Genomic DNA, 18,129 nt, shown 5'->3' with positions numbered 1-18,129 from the left:
TACCTTATTGCGGAGTATGGTCTTTTTCAGTAAAGTTGATTTTCCACAACATATTTCCCGAACGAGACTGGGCTCTTTCCGCAGCAAATTGTTTTAGGTAGAAATGATAAGCCGTTCTCTCCCCGTCTTGCACTCCATTTTCTCCGGGATCTAAAACCGAATAAAAATTTCTAAACTCTTTGATGATCTTAGGAAGAGAAGGAGTTAAAAAACGCAAACTTAAAGCCAAATAATCGATTCCGATGGGACTATAAACCCGGCCTAGCTGCCAGACTTCAGAATTGATTCCCAATTCTTCCCTGATTTTTAATTCGATATCAGAAAAATCAATCTCATCAAAAATTTCCGAAAATCTTCGGATTGGGTGGTCATGTGTTCGGTCCGACTCAACACGAAACACTCCTCCTTGAAATCTTTGAGACTTAAAATCAATAATATGATCTCCGTCTTCTTTTAGCGATTCTATAGGAAAAATCTTAACTTGAAAATAAATGCGATCGGTGATGATGCTGGGGGTTAAATTTTGCGCTCCAGGCTTTTTAATCTCTTCACCGGAGGCACCACCCAAATACTGCATGTCGGTAGCGAAGACATAAAGAAATTGTTTGTTACTGAATACAATCGGTCTTACAAAAAATAATTTTCCGGTTTCTCGTTTTGGTCTTGGTTCCGGCAAAAGACAAGTTCCTTCTATTGCTTCCGGAAGATACTTGGAAAGTATGGAAACAAAATCTTTGACCGAGGAAAATTCAGGGTGAGTGATCGAAGAAGCGGGTATTACGAATGTTTCCTCAAAACGAATATAAGGAGAATGCAGGTTGTCCACATAGATATCTCCAGGATGATTTTTTCCGGATATATCGTTTAACATTTTATTGACGGATTTGAAATCTTTAATTAACATTTATTTTTTATTAATCTTTGTTATGCGAGTTTCAAATGATTGTAATCTTTTGAGTCCGGCCCAGGTAGGCTTCCAAGAATGATTCATAATGATTTCATAATTATACTTTCGACCGATACGGTATTGTTTCTCAACGGTAGATCCTAAAAATCCGAATTTAACACCGGCACCGAGCAGAACCTTACGGTAGAATAAGACCATAGTTTCCGGGCTAAGGGAAGTTCCTACATAATAAACTTTTCCCTTTCCATACTGATTTAAGGTAATCGCCGGTTTCCCTTTGTAAAATTTGCGGCTGTCAGAATAGTAGGCGATCGGTTTTGCCGTAATCGGCTCCAATAGTTCGCAAAATTTAGTTCCCCGCAAAGGAAAAAGTCCCATTCGGATGGAAACTTTCTCTCCTTCGCCCATAGCCTCAAACTGATATGTTTCCACTCCAGCCATCTCCCGGAATCGTCCAGGTACCGGTTCTTCCACCATCCAATGATTTTGGTCCTTGATACCTGCACGGTAGCCAAGGACCAATGTTCCGCCTTCTTTTACGTAGGCTTCCAGTTTTTGGATCACAGAGTCTTCAAACATTGTGTAGAGAGGAAGAGTGATGACTTTATAATTTTTAAAATCAATCTCCGTTCGTGCCGGTAAAGAATGCGTGTTTGCGTTCAGCACATTAGTTCCCGCAAACCAAGTTGCGATTTCTATGTCGTAGCCCACTTGAGCAAAAGACACGGGAGAAAATTTCAATCCGTCACTCAAAGGCTGATGTTTGTAACTGCGTGCATTTTCAATATCATGCAAGATGGCTACCTCAGCCGGATAAGGAACATCTGCAATGTCTTCCGCATATTCTTTGATCTCTTGGATTTTCTTTTGCAGCTCGAAATATTTATGCGTGAGCTTTTTGCCGTGATCCAAAATCCCGTAACATAATTGTTCTTGTCCGAAACGAGCGGTACGGTAACGAAAAAAATAAATCTGATTAGCACCGTTGGTAATGGCTTGGGTCAACCACAAACCTATCTGGCCCGGAGGAGGAAGATATCCCAAAGTATCATGGCCCTGAACGCCCGAAATTTGTTCCATAACTGTGAATGCTTTGTTTTTCAATCCACGACAATACTGTTGTGTTGCAGATACAAGAGGGTGTGGAAAAGGATCTTTTTGATTTCCCCAAACCGGGTAATTGTCCCAGGAAACATAGTCAAATTCACCGAATAACTTGTGCATATCGGTGATTGGCAAAAAAGGAGAAGGATAAAGATTTACGGTAAGTGGCCTTCCCTTCGAATATTTTCGAACGATATTTGCCTGAAGACTGAGATAAGAGATCAGTTCATCCGATTGAAACCGGTAATAGTCCTGGATCATAGAAGGATTGAAATTGCTAGCAACATGAGATGCAGGAAGGGGAATTTCATCCCAGTCATTGTACATCATTCCCCAAAATACACTCCCCCAACTCTTGTTACAGTTTGCGACGGTTTTGTATTTTGTTTTCAACCATTTTCGAAAACTGGTGAGCGCCAAGTGCGAATAATCCAAATCCGATCCTTCGTGACCAGGTTCGTTATCAATCTGCCAACCCACTACCGCAGGATGATTTCCAAAATGTTTTGCCATCGCCGTTACAATTCTTTCCGTCGCCTTCCGATATGCTGGAGAAGAAAAACAGGCCTGTCGCCTAGTACCGATTGTGCGTAGAATTCCTTCTTTGGAAATTTGAACGATCTCCGGATGTTTTTTGTACAGCCAAGGTGGAAAGGTAGCTGTCGGAGTTCCCAAGATAGCAGTCATTCCTGCTCTATGGATTTTTTCCAATATTTCATCGAATAAGGAAAAATCAAATTTTCCTTCCTTTGGTTCCATAAGAGCCCAAGCGAATTCCGCCAATCGAACCGAAGTGAGACCCATATTTTTCATAATGGAAAGGTCTTCATCCCAATCTTTTTTTTCCCATTGTTCCGGGTAATAATCCACTCCAAAGATCATGATTTTTCCTTTTTACGATTGCAGAATCCGTCTTGCAGCATAAACTGAATTAGAAATCACCCCTTTCAATCAAATAATGACAGATTCAGTTATTTTAGGAATCATTCCCAATTACCATTTTAGGTTTTCCATCGTTGATCTAACCAAAACAGCAAAAGAAATCATCTTATTGCACGAACTTAACTCGGAGATGAGCGTCTTTCTATCTAAGACTCTGATGGGTGCTCTCTTTCTTGCAGAGATGACAAAGGACCAACAAAGAGTCAGTATCCAATGGAAGGACGATACGAACAAATCCGTCCTTGCTTATAGCAACCGTTATGGGGTAATGAAAGCTGTCGCATACCCGGGCGAATTTGCCGTCGGAGATATCCGTAATGAGTTCATCCTGGGTCAAGGAATCATGAAAGTCATTCGTTGGGAGATGAACGCCGATTTTTACCAATCCTTTACAAATTTAGTAGAAGATACTTTCGAAGTAAATTTTTTGAAATACTTAACGGAATCCGATCAAGTGAGAGCGATCGTAGGAATGGACGTGGAACCATTGAAAATAGACGGGAATTTCCGGGCAAAAGCAATTATGTTCCAGGCATTGCCGGAAGCAAGTGAAGCCGATTTTAAATACTTAAATGAAAAAATTTCTCCCATCATCAACAAAGAATCATTTTGGGACTTGGGATTTGAGGAGATGCGAACGGAACTAATGATCACAATCGAATCGGAACTAGTAGTTTTATCCACGGAAGAACCTGAGTTTTTATGCGATTGTTCCCGTTACAAAGTTTCCGAAATCATAGTCTCCTTGGGAAAAAAAGAAGCCGAGTCAATCCTGACGGATGTAGGACAGATCGAAATTACTTGTGAATTTTGCAGAAAAGCATACCAGTACAATCAAGAAGATGTAGCGCATCTATTTAAAGAATGATAAAAAATTTCGTATCCGTTCCTTTGGGTAAAATCAAACCTATTCTTTCCGCTCTCAACCAAAACATAGACAACTTACTTTCGGAAAAAAAGTTTCCCTGTATTTTATTCTCAGGTGACTTAGGTGCAGGAAAAACAACCTTTATTCGAAAATGGATGGATTCCAGGGATTCGGGAGAATTAGTAAATTCTCCCACATTCGCATTACACAACTTATATGATCTTAATGACATTCCTGTTCATCATTTTGATCTCTATCGGATTAAAGATATAAGTGAATTGTTTGAACTTGGTTTCGATGAAATTTGGGGAAAGGAAGGTATTTCTCTTATCGAGTGGTGGGAAATAGCTGAAAGCATGCTTCCGAAAGAAGGGCGGCTTTATCTGAACATCGAACACGATACTTTGGAAACCCGAAATTATACATTGGAAACGAGTGCATGAAGGTTTTATTTTTTGATGCTACTCAGGATTGGATTCATGTTTCCGCAACGATCTTGAGTTCTGAAAAACCTGGTGAAAGCATATACGAATTCAAAGAATACTGTCCGAAAGAATCTTCGTTTCGTTTGGTGGAAGAAATCCAGAAGGCGTTACAATCTACAGGATGGGGAAAGCCCGATCGGATTTTTGTACTAACAGGTCCCGGTTCTTTCACCGGAATCCGAATCACAGTCACCACCGCCAGAAACCTATCTCAATTATGGCAAATTCCGTGCCTAGGAATGGATACCATAGAAGCTTATTGCAAATATTTTTCTCAAACAAAAAACAAAAAATCAACGTTTGTATGTTTGGATGGAAAACAGAAAAAACATTATTTCGGTCATTTAACAGAAGGTAATTATTCCGGGACTTTCGATTGGACATCCGCAAAAATCGAAGAATATTTAAAAAATCTGCAAAAGGAAGATGTCTGTTTTGTTTATTCAGGAGAAACGAACGTCCAATTTTATAAGGAAATGATTAAAATTGAAGAGACTTTACCGGAAAGTATGCCAATTTTAGAAACTAAGAAAGATACAATCTTACGTGCCGACTTAAAAACTTCCAATTATTCCCTTCTTCTCCCCAATTATATTCGCGGCACTTATTTAGAAACTAACACAGCGTAATGGATACATATAAAATTCAAAAAAAAATCATAGACTATTTAGAAGCGAAGGCCGGTAAAGAAGTCACTAAACAAGAGTTAAAAAATAAATTTTTAGACATAACGGAAAAACCGAAAAAAGCTCCTACAAAGAAAAAATCAGCGCCGAAAGAAAGAAAACAAAATTCGAATAAAGAGCTGATGATTGCAATGGACAATCTGCTTTTATCTTTGGAAAACGAAAACCTGCTTGTGATGGATGGAAAAAGAATTCTAATCGCAAACCCCTTTCGTTTTTACGGAAGAGTCTCCGTTTCCAGAAGAGGAGACGGATTCTTAAGCCTACCGAGTAAAAATGAAGTATTTATTCCCGGCTCGATGATAGGCACTGCGATCTCGGGGGACAAAGTTGAAGTACTACCACTGGGCATCGGCAGAAAAGACAGATTTGAAGGCGAAGTAACCGCAATTGTCAAACGAGGTCGTACACTTTATCGTTTGAGAGTCACTGAAAAAAACAATAGATTTGTTTTTGGAAAATTCCTCGATATGTTAGGTGACGAGAAAGAAGGTGTGATTCATGCGAAAACTCTTCTTAAAGATATATTGGATAAAATTCAAATTGATGATGTCCTGGTTGTCAAATTCAAAGAAGGTGTAACGCCTGAGGATAATTTATACGATGTTTCTTTTTTAAGATTCGAATCCGATACCAAAGAAGATCCTGATTTTCAAAGGATTCTGATGAAGTACAATTTCGACGTACAACATCCCGACAATATCAAACTCGATCTTACCGAAGAAGTTGAACCATCCAACGTAAGCGATTGGAATTCCCGTACTGACCTTCGGGAACTTTATGCAGTTACAATCGATGGGATCACCGCCAAAGATTTTGACGATGCCATTAGTTTCCAGGAAGAAGGAAACCGGGTCCGTTTTTGGGTTCATATTGCAGATGTTTCGCATTATGTTAAGGTGGGCACTCCTTTGGATGACGAGGCCTACCAAAGGGCCACTTCCGTTTATTTGGCCAATAAAGTTGTGCCAATGTTACCACCCGTTTTATCGGAAAATCTTTGTAGTCTTGTGGCAAACAAGAATCGGTTGGCATTTACAGTCGAAATGGAAGCGAGCAAAGAAGGTGAGATTTACAATGCCAAATTTTACAAGTCTGTGATCAAAGTGAATCAACGTTACACTTATGAGATGGCGGAAGATGAAATTAAAGCTGCCAATCCCGAGTCATGGATTTATAAAATATCCAAATTCACCGATAACATGCGTAAAAAACGCATTCAAAAAGGTAGAGTCGATTTAAATATCAAAGAAACCACCATTCAATGGGATAAAGATCAAAAACCGATTGGAATCGAAATCAGAGAAAGATTGAACAGTCATATGTTGATCGAAGAACTAATGTTATCTGCAAATACAAAAGTGGATGAATTTCTTCGCAAGAAAAATGCGCCTACTTTGCATAGAATTCATGAAACTATGGATGAAGAAAAATTGGAAATGTTGAATCAATTTCTTCAACTAAACGGATTTCATATTCAAATCAAAGATACCAGCTATCCCGAGATCACCGCGGCAGTAAATGCTATCGGAAACAACTCAGTAGCTAAGATTTTCAACTATCTATTGTTAAGGAGTTTTATGCAGGCATACTATGGTGCAGAAACTCTAGGTCACTGGGGGCTTGGCTTCCAAGACTATTGTCATTTTACTTCACCAATTCGCCGTTATCCGGATTTGATAGTACATAGAGTTTTGCATGCTGTGATTCTGGGAACCAAGCTTCCTTACGACAAACCCGGTATCGCTATGATGGGAAAACACTGCTCCGACGAAGAAAGAAGAGCGGCTGATGCGGAGAGAGATATTATTAAAATCAAATCCTTCCGTTACCTGGAATCCACTGGTAAAAAGGAATTTAAAGGTTTTATCGTAGGAATCCGACCGGCTCAAGTATTTGTTGAACTGGAAGAATCAAGTCTGGAAGGAGTGCTCGATAAACAACAGTTTACCGACGAATTCGAAATCATGATTAAAAATGATTTTTCCTTTTATTCGAAAAAGCATACTAAAATCTTTTTTATCGGAGACCCGGTGACTGTTTCTTTAGATCGAATCGACTACGAAGAGATCAAAGTGTTTTTAACTTTAAAGGATTTTAAAAAAGCGACTTAAAAATCAAAGATCGCTTCGTTTCCATATCCTTCGAAAGAACGGTTTACCATCGACAAGAATATTTTCCAGTTTTTCTATCACCTGATCTTCAGTGATAGAATACTCTTTCATCACTTCCCGATTCAAACTAAGTTGGGAGTGGGTTACCCATTGAACGATTGATTTTTCCGTCCGAACTTCTTTCGGTAAAAACCGGGAGAGTTCTTCAAAGAATTGATCATGAGTTAGGAAACTGGCATTGGATACTTCCGGCATTGGTGCGGCACCATGGTCTGCAGTCACTACCAGGATAAAATCGTCTCCATAGTTTTCTTTTAAAAAGTTAAATATCGTTTCGATTTCTTTGTCTGTCGCGGAAAGAATTTTGCGGGCTTCTTCCGATTCCCAACCGGATAAATGACCGACTGCATCCGTTGCCTTCAAGGTCACATAAACAAAATCCGTCTTTCCATCCAGGTGTTTTTTCTTTTCCAAAATCTCTTTCTGAATCGCAGTTCGGATTGATTCACCATCTAACAATACTTGGTATTCGGATGCCTGAAAAAAATGAATCTTTTGTAAAAATTCCAAACGATCTTTTACTTTGAAAGAACTAGTTGTTGTTTTTTCCTTTTCTTTGTAAAAATCATAGAGATTGAATCGTTTCAGCGCATCTGGGACAAGGTAAGCATTGGAATATGTATCCCATTTTAAATCTTTCGTATTTTCCCAATAAACAAAATCCGAATCCGAAACTTGGCCGCTTTTCGAATGAAAATCCTTGCCATGCCCTGCCATTCCGATACTTGCCCTTGCCGCATAACATTGACTAATAACTACAGGTTCGTTGTTTAGATAAAGATCCCATTCGTCAGCAAGACTTGCCGCTTTTAATTCGTTTAAATCTATAGTATCACCTAAGCCTTGGTAGACCTGATGAACATCGATTTTTCCCTTGGACCAGGAATAGATTTCGTTTGAGAATGCTTGTGTTTGGGACGGGTAAGCGCCGGTTCCGATCGCTGCGTGTCCCACAGCAGTATGTGCTTCCAGATGTCCCACTTTTCCGTTTTTGAAATATGCGGATTTGGATTTTAAATCTTTCAGAAATGGAAACGCGTTGGGATGAGCAGAATACAACTGTTGTCCGCCCTGGTCCACTACAATGGTAATGATGAGTTTCGGTTTTTCAGAATTGGTTTTGAAAATTTTAGTTAAGAACTGTACGTCGAGCAGGTTTGAAAAAGAAAAATCCAATACTTTCGAAAGTATCGAAGCAAGATGCTGTTGGTGAATTTTGTCTGCGTAGTTGCCGTTATAAAACCACTTTGGTCCGTAGATCCAAACCGGAATGTTCGTGTCATAGGAATATTGAGTATAATGAGAGGTATAGTTGACTTCTTTTTCAAACGATTGCTCTTTTTCATTCCATTTCCAGCTATCTTTCAATTCATCCCAAGATAGATCGTATTCTTTCAGAATATTTTTAATTTCATCCTGGGTATAATGAGAAAGAGTGATTGATTCCCTTGAATGTTTATCAAAAATATTGAAAGGATATGGCACAAGGATCAGATCCGTATTTGGTTGTAAGGATCTCTTTGCAGCTTCTTTATAATCTGATTCCCAACCGCAGGAAGTACATAAGCTAAAAATGGATAAGATAATATATAGATATCTTATAATAAATACGTTCATTAGTGTTTTATTCCTACTCAATCAATGTTCTAGTTTTCCTTCCAAGATAGGAAAAAAGCAAGTTAGAATTGCAATCGTCGGTGACATTATGTGTCACAATTCGCAGTTAGGAACATATTGGAATGCAAAAACAAAATCCTACTCTGCTGATTCCAGTTTCGAATATGTAAAACCTATCTTACAAAATTATGACATCGTTTTCGGAAACCTGGAGACTACCATTACCAAGGATCAAGCAGATCATAGCGGTTATCCCAGATTCGGTTCTCCTCCCGGATTTGTTCAAAGTATTGCAAAAGCAGGGTTTCATGTACTTTCAACAGCAAACAATCATTCTGCGGACAAAGGAGCGGTAGCAATTGATCTGACGATTGAAACAGTGCTCGCCGAAGGAATGATTCCTTTGGGGACTTATTCTTCCGAATCGGATTATCAAAGCAGAAGACATTTTATTTTAGAAAAAAACGGAATTCGCATAGCTGTTTATAATTATACTTATTCTACAAACGGAATCAAAGTTCCGGGGGAAAAGATTGTTCGTTTAATCGAAGAGAAAAAAATCAGAGAAGACATTCGGTTTTCCAAAACCCGGAATGTCGATTTTACACTTGTTTGGTTCCATTTCGGAACAGAATACAAAACCGAGCCGGATAAAGATCAAATCAAATGGGTTGATATCGCATTGGAAGAAGGTGCCGACCTCATTATAGGAGGCCATCCTCACGTAGTGCAAAACTTTAAAAAAATTGAAACTACTTCAAACGAGAGTATATCGAAACAACAGTTAGTTGCTTATTCATTGGGAAATTTTCTATCCGCACAGAACGCACCCTTTACGGACGGTGGAATCATTTTAAATTTCGATCTTGTTGTAAATGGAAAGAGTTCGAAAGAAATTATGAATATAAATTACGAACCGGTTTGGGTATATCCGTCCGGATACAGGATCATTCCTATCGATAAGTATTTGAATCAGGAAATAGATTTAAAACTACCGAAACACTCCGAGGCCAAGATGAAAGCTTATAAGACACAGCTACTTAAAGTTTTAAAATGAGCTGTTTTCAAAATACTTGATTCACTCTTCAGATTGAAGATTTAGATCGGAAAATCCTTTTCCTTCCCGGATCACTTTGATCTTATCTTCCGTACAATCCAAGATCGTCGAAGGTTCTACTTTAACGATTCCTCCGTCAATGATTGCTGCCACATGATTTCCATAAACCGCTTCTAAATCATCTATATCGATCAAAAACTCGTCATTTGTAAAAGCTGATGTGGAAGTCAGGGTAGAGTCATGAATTTTTAACAGCTCTTCCAGAAAGTTATGACCGGGGATTCTAATTCCAATATGTCTGTCTTTGTTATATGCGATGGAAGGTTTGGGAAGATTTTTATTTGCCTTTAAAATAAACGTAAAAGGTCCCGGTGTGATCTTTTTCATCAATTTGTAAGTAGGATTAGGAAGGTATTCTATCATATGTGAAGCCATGGAGATGTCTTTACAAAGCAAAGAAAGCGGTTTGTCTTTTGGGAGTTTTCGTAGACTATAAATGGCTTCAACACCTTTTTTGGAATGCGAATCGGCAATGATCGCATAAACAGTGTCAGTTGGAAAGATAAAAATTTCTCCATTCTTCAATCGTTCCGAAATTTGTTTTAGTTTTCGGACTTCCGGATTGATAGGATGGAGATAATCTATCATATTCTACCTACTGTGCTATGAGCCCGCCGTCTACAACGAGTGTTTGACCTGTAACGTACTTTGACGCGTCCGATGCCAGATAAATGGCGGCGCCCAAAATATCTTCCGGATCTCCCAACCGACCCATGGGAATCCCTGCAAGGACCTGATTCAAAATATACTCTTTGTCTTTAATCATGTCAGTCATGTCCGTATCAATCAGTCCCGGACAGATCACATTCACTCTATAACCAGAGTTACACCATTCAATTGCCAACGCTTTCGATAAACTAATGACAGCACCTTTTGTTCCTGAATAGACAGAAGCAAGCTTTGATCCGACCATACCCAGAACGGAAGCAACATTAATGATGTTTCCTCCGTCTTTTTTATGATGTTTGTAATAAGCCTGACAATTTCTAAACACTCCTGTATAATTGGTTTGAATCATATTCTGGAGTTCTTCTTCTTTGAACCCCGATGCAGGAGTGTTTGTCGCAATACCCGCGTTATTGATGAGACAGTTTAATTTTCCGTGTTTTTCGCGGATTTTCCCGATCACATTGAATGCATCTTTTTCGGAACGGACATCAACTACAACACCGTTGATTCCTTCTTTGTCCATCCATTCGATTGATTCGGGCCTTGATCCGGCACCATAAACAATGGCACCGGCATCTCTGAATCCAAGTGCAATGGATTTTCCAATTCCCCGGCTTGCGCCGGTAATCAGTACGGTTTTTCCAGTTATATCGAAAAGTTTCATTTCACCTCATGATTGGCAGGATAACACTCGCTATTCTGCGGTTTTGAATCTTCTAATAATTTTTTATAATCTAAAGTTCCGTCGTCCCGCACAAGATCCCTGCGAATATAATGCGCGCCTCTTTCATAATAATCTGCGATCGGATTACAATCTTCAATATCTTCTACATGTCCGAATTTACACCCGATGGATAAATTTAAGATTAACATCAGAAAAAGGATGGGAGTCTTCTGCTTCACAGAATTTACTGTGACTAACATTGACAGAAAGGCAAGAACTTGTTCATTCTAAAAAGTAGATCTCCCCGAAGAATTGAGATTTTAAAAACTTTGGGGATTCAATTTGAAATCCAACCTTCCGACATAGATGAAAGGGAAATCCCTGGCGAACTTCCGCTTTCCTATTTGGAGCGGATCGCCAAAGCAAAGATTGGTTCTCCTGGTTCCCTTGATTTGAATTCCAGTTACTTGTCTTGCGATACAATCGTCGTGCAGAACAATCGGATTTTGCATAAACCAGAAAACTTCGAGGACGCAGTCCGAATTCTGAGCAATTTGAACGGAAAATCCCATTCTGTTTTTTCCGGGGCTTGTCTGTATTCTGTCGGCCAATCCGATTTTTTTTATGAAGAGACCGAGATTGCTTTTAAAAAATGGAGTATTTCAGAAATTGAATCTTACATTCATAGAGCTCAACCTTTTGATAAAGCTGGCTCCTACGGAATTCAAGATTCGGGCGGTCCCGTTCGGGAATGGCGTGGTAGGTACCACAATGTGGTCGGCTTTCCGCTTTTTTCGTTTTTAGGAAGATCGAAAATTTGGAAGGAATACTGGGGAAATGAAAATTCCCCATAAAGAAAAGGTTTTAGGCGTAAACGTTGACCAAATCGCCAGGAGTATAACTGGCTTTTTTACCAGAATCCCCTTGGATCGAACTTGCCTGACTTGCCGTATCTTCGGAAGGATATTTGGGTTTATAGTCTCTCGACTGAACCGCATCCACCTTTTCGATGGCCTTTGTATTGTATGTGGGCATCACATACGTAAGTGGTTCCCCTAATCCTGAAACTCTTGCCACACCGCTTGCTATATCCATACTGTGATTATCGCTCTTTCTCTCTTACGAGATTAGACCATTCTTAAAAAAATGGAAACAAAAAAAACAGGTAAAGAATATACTTCGCTATTCCAGTTGTTCAAAACACCGACAAAGGAAATGCCCCAGATTTTTACTTTTGTAGGAGAAGATTCCTATGAATTCGAATTAATCACTGATTTTTACAAGGAAGCCCTGAACAAACAGGGAGAAACTTTCGAAATCATCGTGATTGTGGCAGAAGGTGGTGATCAAAACAAACTTTTTGCAGAATTATTCACTCCTGATATGTTTTTTCCGAAAAAACTGATCATTGTAAAACATGGAACTGCTTTTTTCAAGCCGATCCTGGACCCAAAAGCTTCCACTGAATACAGAGACTTCAATGTGGGTTTTAAAAAAAATATCACTTCCGTTTCGGATAAAATTTTCTTTCTGGTACATTACGATTCCAAAGACCTACCTGCGAGTTTCAATACCCTTTTCCAAAGCCAGCATTCTTATTATAAACCTAAAATTTTATACCAAAGCGATATTACCAAAACCTTGCGTGAAGTTTTGGAACAAGAACATGTTCAATTGGAAAATGATGCTTGGGATGAATTTGTGCATAAGATTCCTGCAAATATAGGAGCTTATTTAAAAAGCATTCGCAAATTAAAACAGTATTTGAATAAAACTAAATTCACTTTGGATGATATCAATGCGATCCTATTCAACCAAACACAGATTAACCCGTCAACTCTCGTAGATTATCTGGTCCAAGGTAGAAAGACGGAATTCTTTAAAGAATTTACAAAGTTCACTGATGATAACGGGGATATTTTATCTTTTTTAACCAGGTTGCTTTATAAACTGGATGAGATTCGAAAATTTAGAATCATCAGAACCAAACACAACGGAGAAGTTCCCATTCCCGTTATGGATGAATTGCTAAAGACAGGACATTTTTCAGAAGGTAGAAAAAACTTTATGAGAAAACAATTGGCAACCGAATCCAAACATTTTACGGAAAAGTCGCTGAACGATTTCTACGAACTCTTGATTGAAATGAATATTAAATTCAAATCCGGTCTTAGAAACGAAGAAGGCAGAATTTATTTTTCACAAAAGATGATGGATGCTTTTAGAATTCTTCAACAAACTTCTTCCAATTGATATTCCTTTAACTTCCGATACAAATTCCGTTCAGAGATGCCTAAGATTTTTGCGGTTTTTTCACGGTTTCCATTGGTAAGAATCAAATTGGATTTGATGATTTCTTTTTCATAATCACTTATGGAAACACCTGTTTGGATATGTAGTTTTTCCGCTTCCGAGGTAAAATAATGTAAAGGAAGGGATTTTAATAAAACATGTTTTGTGGAAGTAAATGCCACCATGGAAAATACGAGATCCCTTAATTCATGTAAGTTGGTCTTGTAAATACGGTTCAAAAAAAAGGGAATGAATTTTTCCTCAAAAGACAAAACTTTCTTTTTCAAATCCGCATTTGCCATCTCCAGAAAATTCTGTAAAAACAATGCTATATCGGGTTTTCTTTTTGAAAGAGGAGGTAATTCGAAACGAAATGATCTGAGTTGCTCGAAAAAATCCTGAGCCAAAGGTTTTTCTTGCAGTAATGAAACTTCCTCCTTGGCCAATTCCCAATAAAGATAGTATATCGGATCTTTATTGTACTTCTCTTCCTTCCACCAATTCAACCAGTCCTTAACGGTTTCAGTTTCGGCATAAGCCAGATTTTTTAACCAGATAACCTTTGTTTTTTGGCTTTTGAGAAGTAGATTTATTTCCGCAAGCGAAATAGGATGGGAATTAAAGTCCACTACCTTCACCTCATTTGTAAGAATCTTTCTGATTTGAATCGACTGTTCGATCCAAAAAGATTTGCCTACTCCCGATTCACCGATGACTAGTAAGGGAATTTTTGTTTGGGAAGAATTGATCCATTGTTCTTTGAGTTTTTTTATATCAGAAGAAGCTGTGATCCAATTCTCTTCATTTCTTTTTGACGACACTGATCACACCTTGTAAGTATCCGGAAAATTGTTTGATCTTGTTGGATTCCAAAAATTTTTTCGATTGGGAAGGAAGAATGAGCAAGGATCTGGGATAAGAGCTACTTGTTCTTAACAAACTTGTTTCATTTGGTAGATTTTTCACACCCCATGTGGAAAGTGAATCTCCGTAGAATGTAGTCTGTACAATATATTCTTTTCCCGGAATCACATTCAATTCTATAGGAAGTTTGATCCAGATGGCTTCTCCTTTTGTTTCCAAGAGTGCATTTTGGTATCTTCCCGTATCCGATTCTTCGCGGATCATTTCTGAACCAAGTAAAGTTTCGATGTCGGTTTTCACTTCCGATTTTTCCAAAACTCTTTTTTCTGAAATTTTTTCATAAGCTTGGAACATATTATAAGGAGTGATCACATCTACGGCAGCACGAACAATCGAAGCGTCCCATTTTTTATAATTGGAAGCTACGAAATCAAAAGGAGGAGGAGCATCGAGAACGGAAGTATAAAGATTGAATTGATTCAAATACAAATTGGAATATCCGTCTTCGTTCCCTATCTTTTGGTAATCCGTAATTCCCAATATCTTTGCGGAGCTGGAACGTCCGATCCTTTGCAATTCCCGGATCACAGTCAATTCCGAATGATTCGGAATCACTATATGAATTTGAAATCCCAATTGTCTGATCTCATTCAATGCAAGTATGATCGCGTTTGATTTGTCTTTAGAGGCACCTGATAAAAGTAAAAATAGTTTTCTGGATTCTTTTTTGCCACCGGTGAATCTCAACTTCAAAGATTGAATGGATTGCAAAATGACATCAGGTGAATTGTTACCCGACCATGTTACATCTTCTATAACTTTTTTTACTTCCGCATGTTCCAAAGAAGATGCGATATTCAGGATTTTATCCTTACGAACAAGAGTTAGCCCTAAGAAGAGATTCGGCATGTCGATTAAAGAAGAAACCGATTTTACAAAGTCTTTTCTATAATAAGCATACGAAGCATTCGTATCGAATAAAAAATAAACTTCGTTATAAATATTATCCCGTTTTTGTCTATTATCATGAATCTTCGGAGGTAGAAACCGAAAACTTTTCTCTATGTGTTTTTCAATCGCTAGAATAAAATTCGATATCAGCTTTGATTGGACCTGTTGAAGAGATTTGCTTTTGCAATTGTATATCTCCGTCTGAATCAAAACAGGATTTCCGAAATCTATGGAATCTTTGGAAATGAAATTGCTATCCCATTCAATGCATAACAAATTCAAATTTTGTTCTGTTAGTTTCGTATCTGCATTGAAACCTTCCGAAGATAGAAAATTTTCAACACTCTTTGCATCTGTAATTTCCGTAAAAAAATTTCTTTTTAGATAATGCCTCGAAATTTTTGCGAGCTCAACGGACGCTTCTTCCTTGGTTCCCAAAAAGGATGGAACTTCTCCGCTTAAGGACGCAGGTAGAATACTTATTTCTTTAGCAAAGATTTCAAAAAATGGAATAACGGAAAATAGAAGCGTTATAATTAGAACATTGTTCATTCTATGATAACGAAATATATTGATTAGAATAATTCTAGTTTTTTTCACTAATTTTAATATTTCCCAATTCTCTCTGAATCTATTCGTAGAGAAAAGATTGACAATCAGATTTCCAACCTATCTAATCTATCGGAAAGGAGTTAGATTCTTTATGAAGAAATCGCTTATCGTAATGGCTTCTCTAGTAGCCTTCATAGTATCATGTGGTGGTGGGGATTCCAGAAGAGATGCCACAACTGTTGGAAAGAACGGTTGGATTTTTGAAGGCTGGGCTTGCGCTCCGGATGCTGCAGCTGGGAAAGAAGGCAAAAGTCCTGCTGAATATTGCAAAGGCAAAGAGAAAGAATTCGAATATCTGTACATGAAATTTTCCGCTCGCGCTTCTGCAAAAGCAATTAATGAAAAATCAATTGCAATGAAGAAGTCAACTTGCCGTGAAGCGGCTCGCCTACAAGTAGCAGGCGATGGTTTGAAAAAGATCCTTGGTGAATACCTAGAACAAGCTTCCGGTGTTTCCGATGGTCAATCTACTGGTTCTGTCATCGTCTCCGAATCAAAAGGTAAAATCAGTGGTTTAGGAATTTATGACTGTTGCTCACTTAACAAAGATACAGGTGCTTGTGCCGAAGTCGGTGAACAAGAATCCTGGGAAGAGTGTGATTGCGTTGGTTACATGAGATATGCCGGCGGACAAAAAGCTCTTGAAACTAAAGCAAAAGAAGTTCAATAATCCAGCTTTTTTACTTTAGAATTCCGAACCTCCTTTGTGGAAACACCTAGGAGGTTTTTTTATATCCTGACGATTTTGAATGATTGCATTTAAAGCTTTGCTTTGGGGTCAAAATAATGTTTATGAATGAATTCTTGAATCCTTGCATGAACATCCGACGGAAGTTCTGAAAAAACCACAGTTGTCGTTTTTCCTGCAATCCGGTTGACAGTTCCTTGAATAAACGTTTTCACCTTATTCAGTATGAAACTAATCGTCACAACATCCCCTTCATAAAATAAAGAAGTGGTTTGCAATGACAAACCGCCTGTTCCGAGGTCTGTCAGTTGAGCGGTAACGGGAGTTCCTTTCCCACTGGACAAACTGATTTCGCATGGAATGTCCAGTTTCACCCTGGCTTTTTTTCTTTTTTGTTTTACTCCACCATACATGGAATACGAATCGGAAAAAATCGATTTTTGAGAATCTGCCATTTATAAGTTCCTTTTCTATACATCGACCAAATAGGTTTCGCAATTGAGAATATCATTCAGTTCAATCGTTTCCAATTTGGCATTCGTTTCTGTTTCCTCGTAATTCGAGAATAATTGTAAAAACATGTTGAGTGACTCTGTCTGTAACATTTGATTTTTTAAATCTTTAGGAAAGTTCGTTCCTTCCACGTATTTTGCAAAATGTTTACGAAATAATATCAACCCGTAATCGTCAGTGTTTGGATAAAAATCGAGCATTGCTAACAAATGTTCGATGACAACTTTTTTAATTTCGGCAAAAGAAGCGGATGATTTGTCTCTTTCCGAAAAAATCCAAGGATTCCCTATTGCTTTTCTCCCTATTAAAACAAGATCTACTTCATATTTTTTGATTTTGTCTTTGGCTTCTTCAAAGCTTGCAACGTCTCCATTACCAAAGATCGGCACCTTTGCAAAAGACTTGATATCTCCGATCGAATTCCAATCGGCCTTGCCAGTATAAGCCATCGATTTTGTTCTTCCGTGAACGGAGATGGCTGAAACTCCGGATTCCTGCAGAATATGAACGGATTCTTTATAATTCAGATTCTTTTCATCCCAACCTAACCTAATTTTGGCGGTTACGGGAACGGATACAGATTTTCTGATTCCTTCGATCATTTGACCTGCCAAAGGAAGATTACGCAAAAGGCCTGCACCTGAGCCGTGATGAGATACTTTGGCAACGGAACATCCCATATTCAAATCAATGATATCCGGCTTTAAAGGCGCGATTCGTTTTGCTGCTTCTACAACAGTATTCAAATCAGATCCGAAGATCTGAAAGGAAATCGGCCTTTCCATTTCTTGGAAACGAAACATATCAATGGATTTTCGATTTCCAAGTAAGATCTGCTCGGTGGATACGAATTCGGTGTAGGAAAATGCAGAGCCATACCGTCTTGTAATACGACGATAAGGACTATCGGAAATCCCTGCCATTGGAGATAAAGCGACATCTCCTTTAATCTCTACATTCCCTACTTTAATCATAA

Annotated in this window: 19 protein-coding genes; 8 read left to right on the top strand and 11 right to left on the bottom strand. The window is 38.4% G+C overall.

From position 1 onward, the window contains the following. Positions 1-4 precede the first annotated feature (4 nt). Together EHS11_RS07435 and EHS11_RS07430 are read right to left on the bottom strand one after the other, a co-directional pair. On the bottom strand, positions 5-904 hold the full coding sequence (locus tag EHS11_RS07435) for an LIC_10030 family protein (protein ID WP_135763757.1): 900 nt from the start codon (positions 902-904) through the stop codon (positions 5-7). Further along, positions 905-2,893, bottom strand: coding sequence for a beta-galactosidase (locus EHS11_RS07430; protein ID WP_135763756.1), 1,989 nt, complete (start codon positions 2,891-2,893; stop codon positions 905-907). A 76-nt stretch (positions 2,894-2,969) separates the two neighbouring features. On the opposite strand from EHS11_RS07430, the gene hslO reads away from it, so the two are divergent. From hslO to EHS11_RS07410, 4 genes are read left to right on the top strand one after another with little or no spacing between them, the layout of a single operon-like run. Next, positions 2,970-3,821 (top strand): Hsp33 family molecular chaperone HslO, encoded by an 852-nt coding sequence (gene hslO / locus EHS11_RS07425; protein WP_135763755.1) that lies wholly within the window; start codon positions 2,970-2,972, stop codon positions 3,819-3,821. Beyond that, positions 3,818-4,264 (top strand): tRNA (adenosine(37)-N6)-threonylcarbamoyltransferase complex ATPase subunit type 1 TsaE, encoded by a 447-nt coding sequence (tsaE, locus tag EHS11_RS07420; RefSeq protein ID WP_135763754.1) that lies wholly within the window; start codon positions 3,818-3,820, stop codon positions 4,262-4,264. The genes hslO and tsaE overlap by 4 nt, the downstream gene beginning before the upstream one ends. After that, a complete protein-coding gene (gene tsaB / locus EHS11_RS07415; protein ID WP_135763753.1) occupies positions 4,261-4,935 on the top strand; it encodes a tRNA (adenosine(37)-N6)-threonylcarbamoyltransferase complex dimerization subunit type 1 TsaB in 675 nt (224 codons plus the stop codon). The genes tsaE and tsaB overlap by 4 nt, the downstream gene beginning before the upstream one ends. Continuing rightward, positions 4,935-7,106 (top strand): ribonuclease R family protein, encoded by a 2,172-nt coding sequence (locus EHS11_RS07410; RefSeq protein ID WP_135763752.1) that lies wholly within the window; start codon positions 4,935-4,937, stop codon positions 7,104-7,106. Before tsaB ends, EHS11_RS07410 begins: the two co-directional genes overlap by 1 nt. Positions 7,107-7,109: 3 nt before the next feature. Here EHS11_RS07410 and EHS11_RS07405 read toward each other — a convergent pair whose 3' ends face one another. After that, positions 7,110-8,783: an alkaline phosphatase family protein gene (locus tag EHS11_RS07405; RefSeq protein WP_135763751.1), complete on the bottom strand. Its 1,674-nt coding sequence runs from the start codon at positions 8,781-8,783 to the stop codon at positions 7,110-7,112. On the opposite strand from EHS11_RS07405, the gene EHS11_RS07400 reads away from it, so the two are divergent. Further along, complete coding sequence (locus EHS11_RS07400; RefSeq protein ID WP_135763750.1) at positions 8,740-9,840, top strand: CapA family protein; 1,101 nt, start codon at positions 8,740-8,742, stop codon at positions 9,838-9,840. The genes EHS11_RS07405 and EHS11_RS07400 overlap by 44 nt on opposite strands. Before the next feature lie 21 nt (positions 9,841-9,861). Here the strand turns inward: EHS11_RS07400 and EHS11_RS07395 are convergent, their stop codons facing one another. The 3 genes from EHS11_RS07395 to EHS11_RS07385 are packed head-to-tail and all read right to left on the bottom strand — an operon-like array spanning position 9,862 to position 11,442. Then, positions 9,862-10,488 (bottom strand): L-threonylcarbamoyladenylate synthase, encoded by a 627-nt coding sequence (locus tag EHS11_RS07395; protein ID WP_135763749.1) that lies wholly within the window; start codon positions 10,486-10,488, stop codon positions 9,862-9,864. A gap of 7 nt (positions 10,489-10,495) precedes the next feature. After that, a complete protein-coding gene (locus EHS11_RS07390; protein WP_135763748.1) occupies positions 10,496-11,233 on the bottom strand; it encodes an SDR family NAD(P)-dependent oxidoreductase in 738 nt (245 codons plus the stop codon). Continuing rightward, complete coding sequence (locus EHS11_RS07385; protein ID WP_135763950.1) at positions 11,230-11,442, bottom strand: hypothetical protein; 213 nt, start codon at positions 11,440-11,442, stop codon at positions 11,230-11,232. The genes EHS11_RS07390 and EHS11_RS07385 overlap by 4 nt, the downstream gene beginning before the upstream one ends. A gap of 69 nt (positions 11,443-11,511) precedes the next feature. On the opposite strand from EHS11_RS07385, the gene EHS11_RS07380 reads away from it, so the two are divergent. Then, complete coding sequence (locus EHS11_RS07380; protein WP_135763747.1) at positions 11,512-12,087, top strand: Maf family protein; 576 nt, start codon at positions 11,512-11,514, stop codon at positions 12,085-12,087. Positions 12,088-12,097: 10 nt separating this feature from the next. Here EHS11_RS07380 and EHS11_RS07375 read toward each other — a convergent pair whose 3' ends face one another. Next, positions 12,098-12,328 (bottom strand): hypothetical protein, encoded by a 231-nt coding sequence (locus EHS11_RS07375; protein WP_135763746.1) that lies wholly within the window; start codon positions 12,326-12,328, stop codon positions 12,098-12,100. A gap of 51 nt (positions 12,329-12,379) precedes the next feature. Between EHS11_RS07375 and holA the strand changes: the two genes are divergently transcribed. Beyond that, the gene (gene holA, locus EHS11_RS07370) at positions 12,380-13,486 is read left to right on the top strand and encodes a DNA polymerase III subunit delta (protein ID WP_135763745.1); all 1,107 of its coding nucleotides are present in this window, start codon (positions 12,380-12,382) and stop codon (positions 13,484-13,486) included. On the opposite strand, the gene EHS11_RS07365 is transcribed toward holA, so the two are convergent. Both EHS11_RS07365 and EHS11_RS07360 read right to left on the bottom strand, forming a co-directional pair. After that, positions 13,465-14,346 carry a helix-turn-helix domain-containing protein gene (locus EHS11_RS07365; protein WP_135763744.1) on the bottom strand — a complete coding sequence of 294 codons (882 nt, stop codon included), beginning with the start codon at positions 14,344-14,346 and terminating at the stop codon, positions 13,465-13,467. The two genes, holA and EHS11_RS07365, sit on opposite strands and share 22 nt — an antisense overlap. Further along, positions 14,327-15,892 (bottom strand): LIC10012 family protein, encoded by a 1,566-nt coding sequence (locus EHS11_RS07360; protein WP_135763949.1) that lies wholly within the window; start codon positions 15,890-15,892, stop codon positions 14,327-14,329. Before EHS11_RS07360 ends, EHS11_RS07365 begins: the two co-directional genes overlap by 20 nt. 151 nt (positions 15,893-16,043) lie before the next feature. Here EHS11_RS07360 and EHS11_RS07355 point away from each other — a divergent pair, with 151 nt between their 5' ends. Next, positions 16,044-16,622 carry a lipoprotein LipL21 gene (locus EHS11_RS07355; RefSeq protein WP_109021705.1) on the top strand — a complete coding sequence of 193 codons (579 nt, stop codon included), beginning with the start codon at positions 16,044-16,046 and terminating at the stop codon, positions 16,620-16,622. Between the two features lie 89 nt (positions 16,623-16,711). Here EHS11_RS07355 and EHS11_RS07350 read toward each other — a convergent pair whose 3' ends face one another. Further along, complete coding sequence (locus tag EHS11_RS07350) at positions 16,712-17,095, bottom strand: PilZ domain-containing protein (protein ID WP_135763743.1); 384 nt, start codon at positions 17,093-17,095, stop codon at positions 16,712-16,714. 15 nt (positions 17,096-17,110) lie between these two features. Beyond that, complete coding sequence (locus tag EHS11_RS07345) at positions 17,111-18,127, bottom strand: tRNA dihydrouridine synthase (protein WP_135763742.1); 1,017 nt, start codon at positions 18,125-18,127, stop codon at positions 17,111-17,113. Positions 18,128-18,129: the final 2 nt, after the last annotated feature.

This window comes from Leptospira ilyithenensis, from assembly GCF_004771005.1.
Classification (GTDB): Bacteria; Spirochaetota; Leptospiria; order Leptospirales; family Leptospiraceae; genus Leptospira_A; species Leptospira_A ilyithenensis.
Note: the sequence above shows the minus strand (reverse complement) of the source record. Positions and strands in the feature narration are given on the sequence as shown.

Coding starts and splice junctions, on each gene's coding strand:
- EHS11_RS07435 (WP_135763757.1), bottom strand. CDS start 904: ATGTTAATTAAAGATTTCAAATCCGTCAATAAAATGTTAAACGATATA.
- EHS11_RS07430 (WP_135763756.1), bottom strand. CDS start 2,893: ATGATCTTTGGAGTGGATTATTACCCGGAACAATGGGAAAAAAAAGAT.
- hslO (WP_135763755.1), top strand. CDS start 2,970: ATGACAGATTCAGTTATTTTAGGAATCATTCCCAATTACCATTTTAGG.
- tsaE (WP_135763754.1), top strand. CDS start 3,818: ATGATAAAAAATTTCGTATCCGTTCCTTTGGGTAAAATCAAACCTATT.
- tsaB (WP_135763753.1), top strand. CDS start 4,261: ATGAAGGTTTTATTTTTTGATGCTACTCAGGATTGGATTCATGTTTCC.
- EHS11_RS07410 (WP_135763752.1), top strand. CDS start 4,935: ATGGATACATATAAAATTCAAAAAAAAATCATAGACTATTTAGAAGCG.
- EHS11_RS07400 (WP_135763750.1), top strand. CDS start 8,740: ATGGATAAGATAATATATAGATATCTTATAATAAATACGTTCATTAGT.
- EHS11_RS07405 (WP_135763751.1), bottom strand. CDS start 8,783: ATGAACGTATTTATTATAAGATATCTATATATTATCTTATCCATTTTT.
- EHS11_RS07395 (WP_135763749.1), bottom strand. CDS start 10,488: ATGATAGATTATCTCCATCCTATCAATCCGGAAGTCCGAAAACTAAAA.
- EHS11_RS07390 (WP_135763748.1), bottom strand. CDS start 11,233: ATGAAACTTTTCGATATAACTGGAAAAACCGTACTGATTACCGGCGCA.
- EHS11_RS07385 (WP_135763950.1), bottom strand. CDS start 11,442: ATGTTAATCTTAAATTTATCCATCGGGTGTAAATTCGGACATGTAGAA.
- EHS11_RS07375 (WP_135763746.1), bottom strand. CDS start 12,328: ATGGATATAGCAAGCGGTGTGGCAAGAGTTTCAGGATTAGGGGAACCA.
- holA (WP_135763745.1), top strand. CDS start 12,380: ATGGAAACAAAAAAAACAGGTAAAGAATATACTTCGCTATTCCAGTTG.
- EHS11_RS07360 (WP_135763949.1), bottom strand. CDS start 15,892: ATGAACAATGTTCTAATTATAACGCTTCTATTTTCCGTTATTCCATTT.
- EHS11_RS07355 (WP_109021705.1), top strand. CDS start 16,044: ATGAAGAAATCGCTTATCGTAATGGCTTCTCTAGTAGCCTTCATAGTA.
- EHS11_RS07350 (WP_135763743.1), bottom strand. CDS start 17,095: ATGGCAGATTCTCAAAAATCGATTTTTTCCGATTCGTATTCCATGTAT.
- EHS11_RS07345 (WP_135763742.1), bottom strand. CDS start 18,127: ATGATTAAAGTAGGGAATGTAGAGATTAAAGGAGATGTCGCTTTATCT.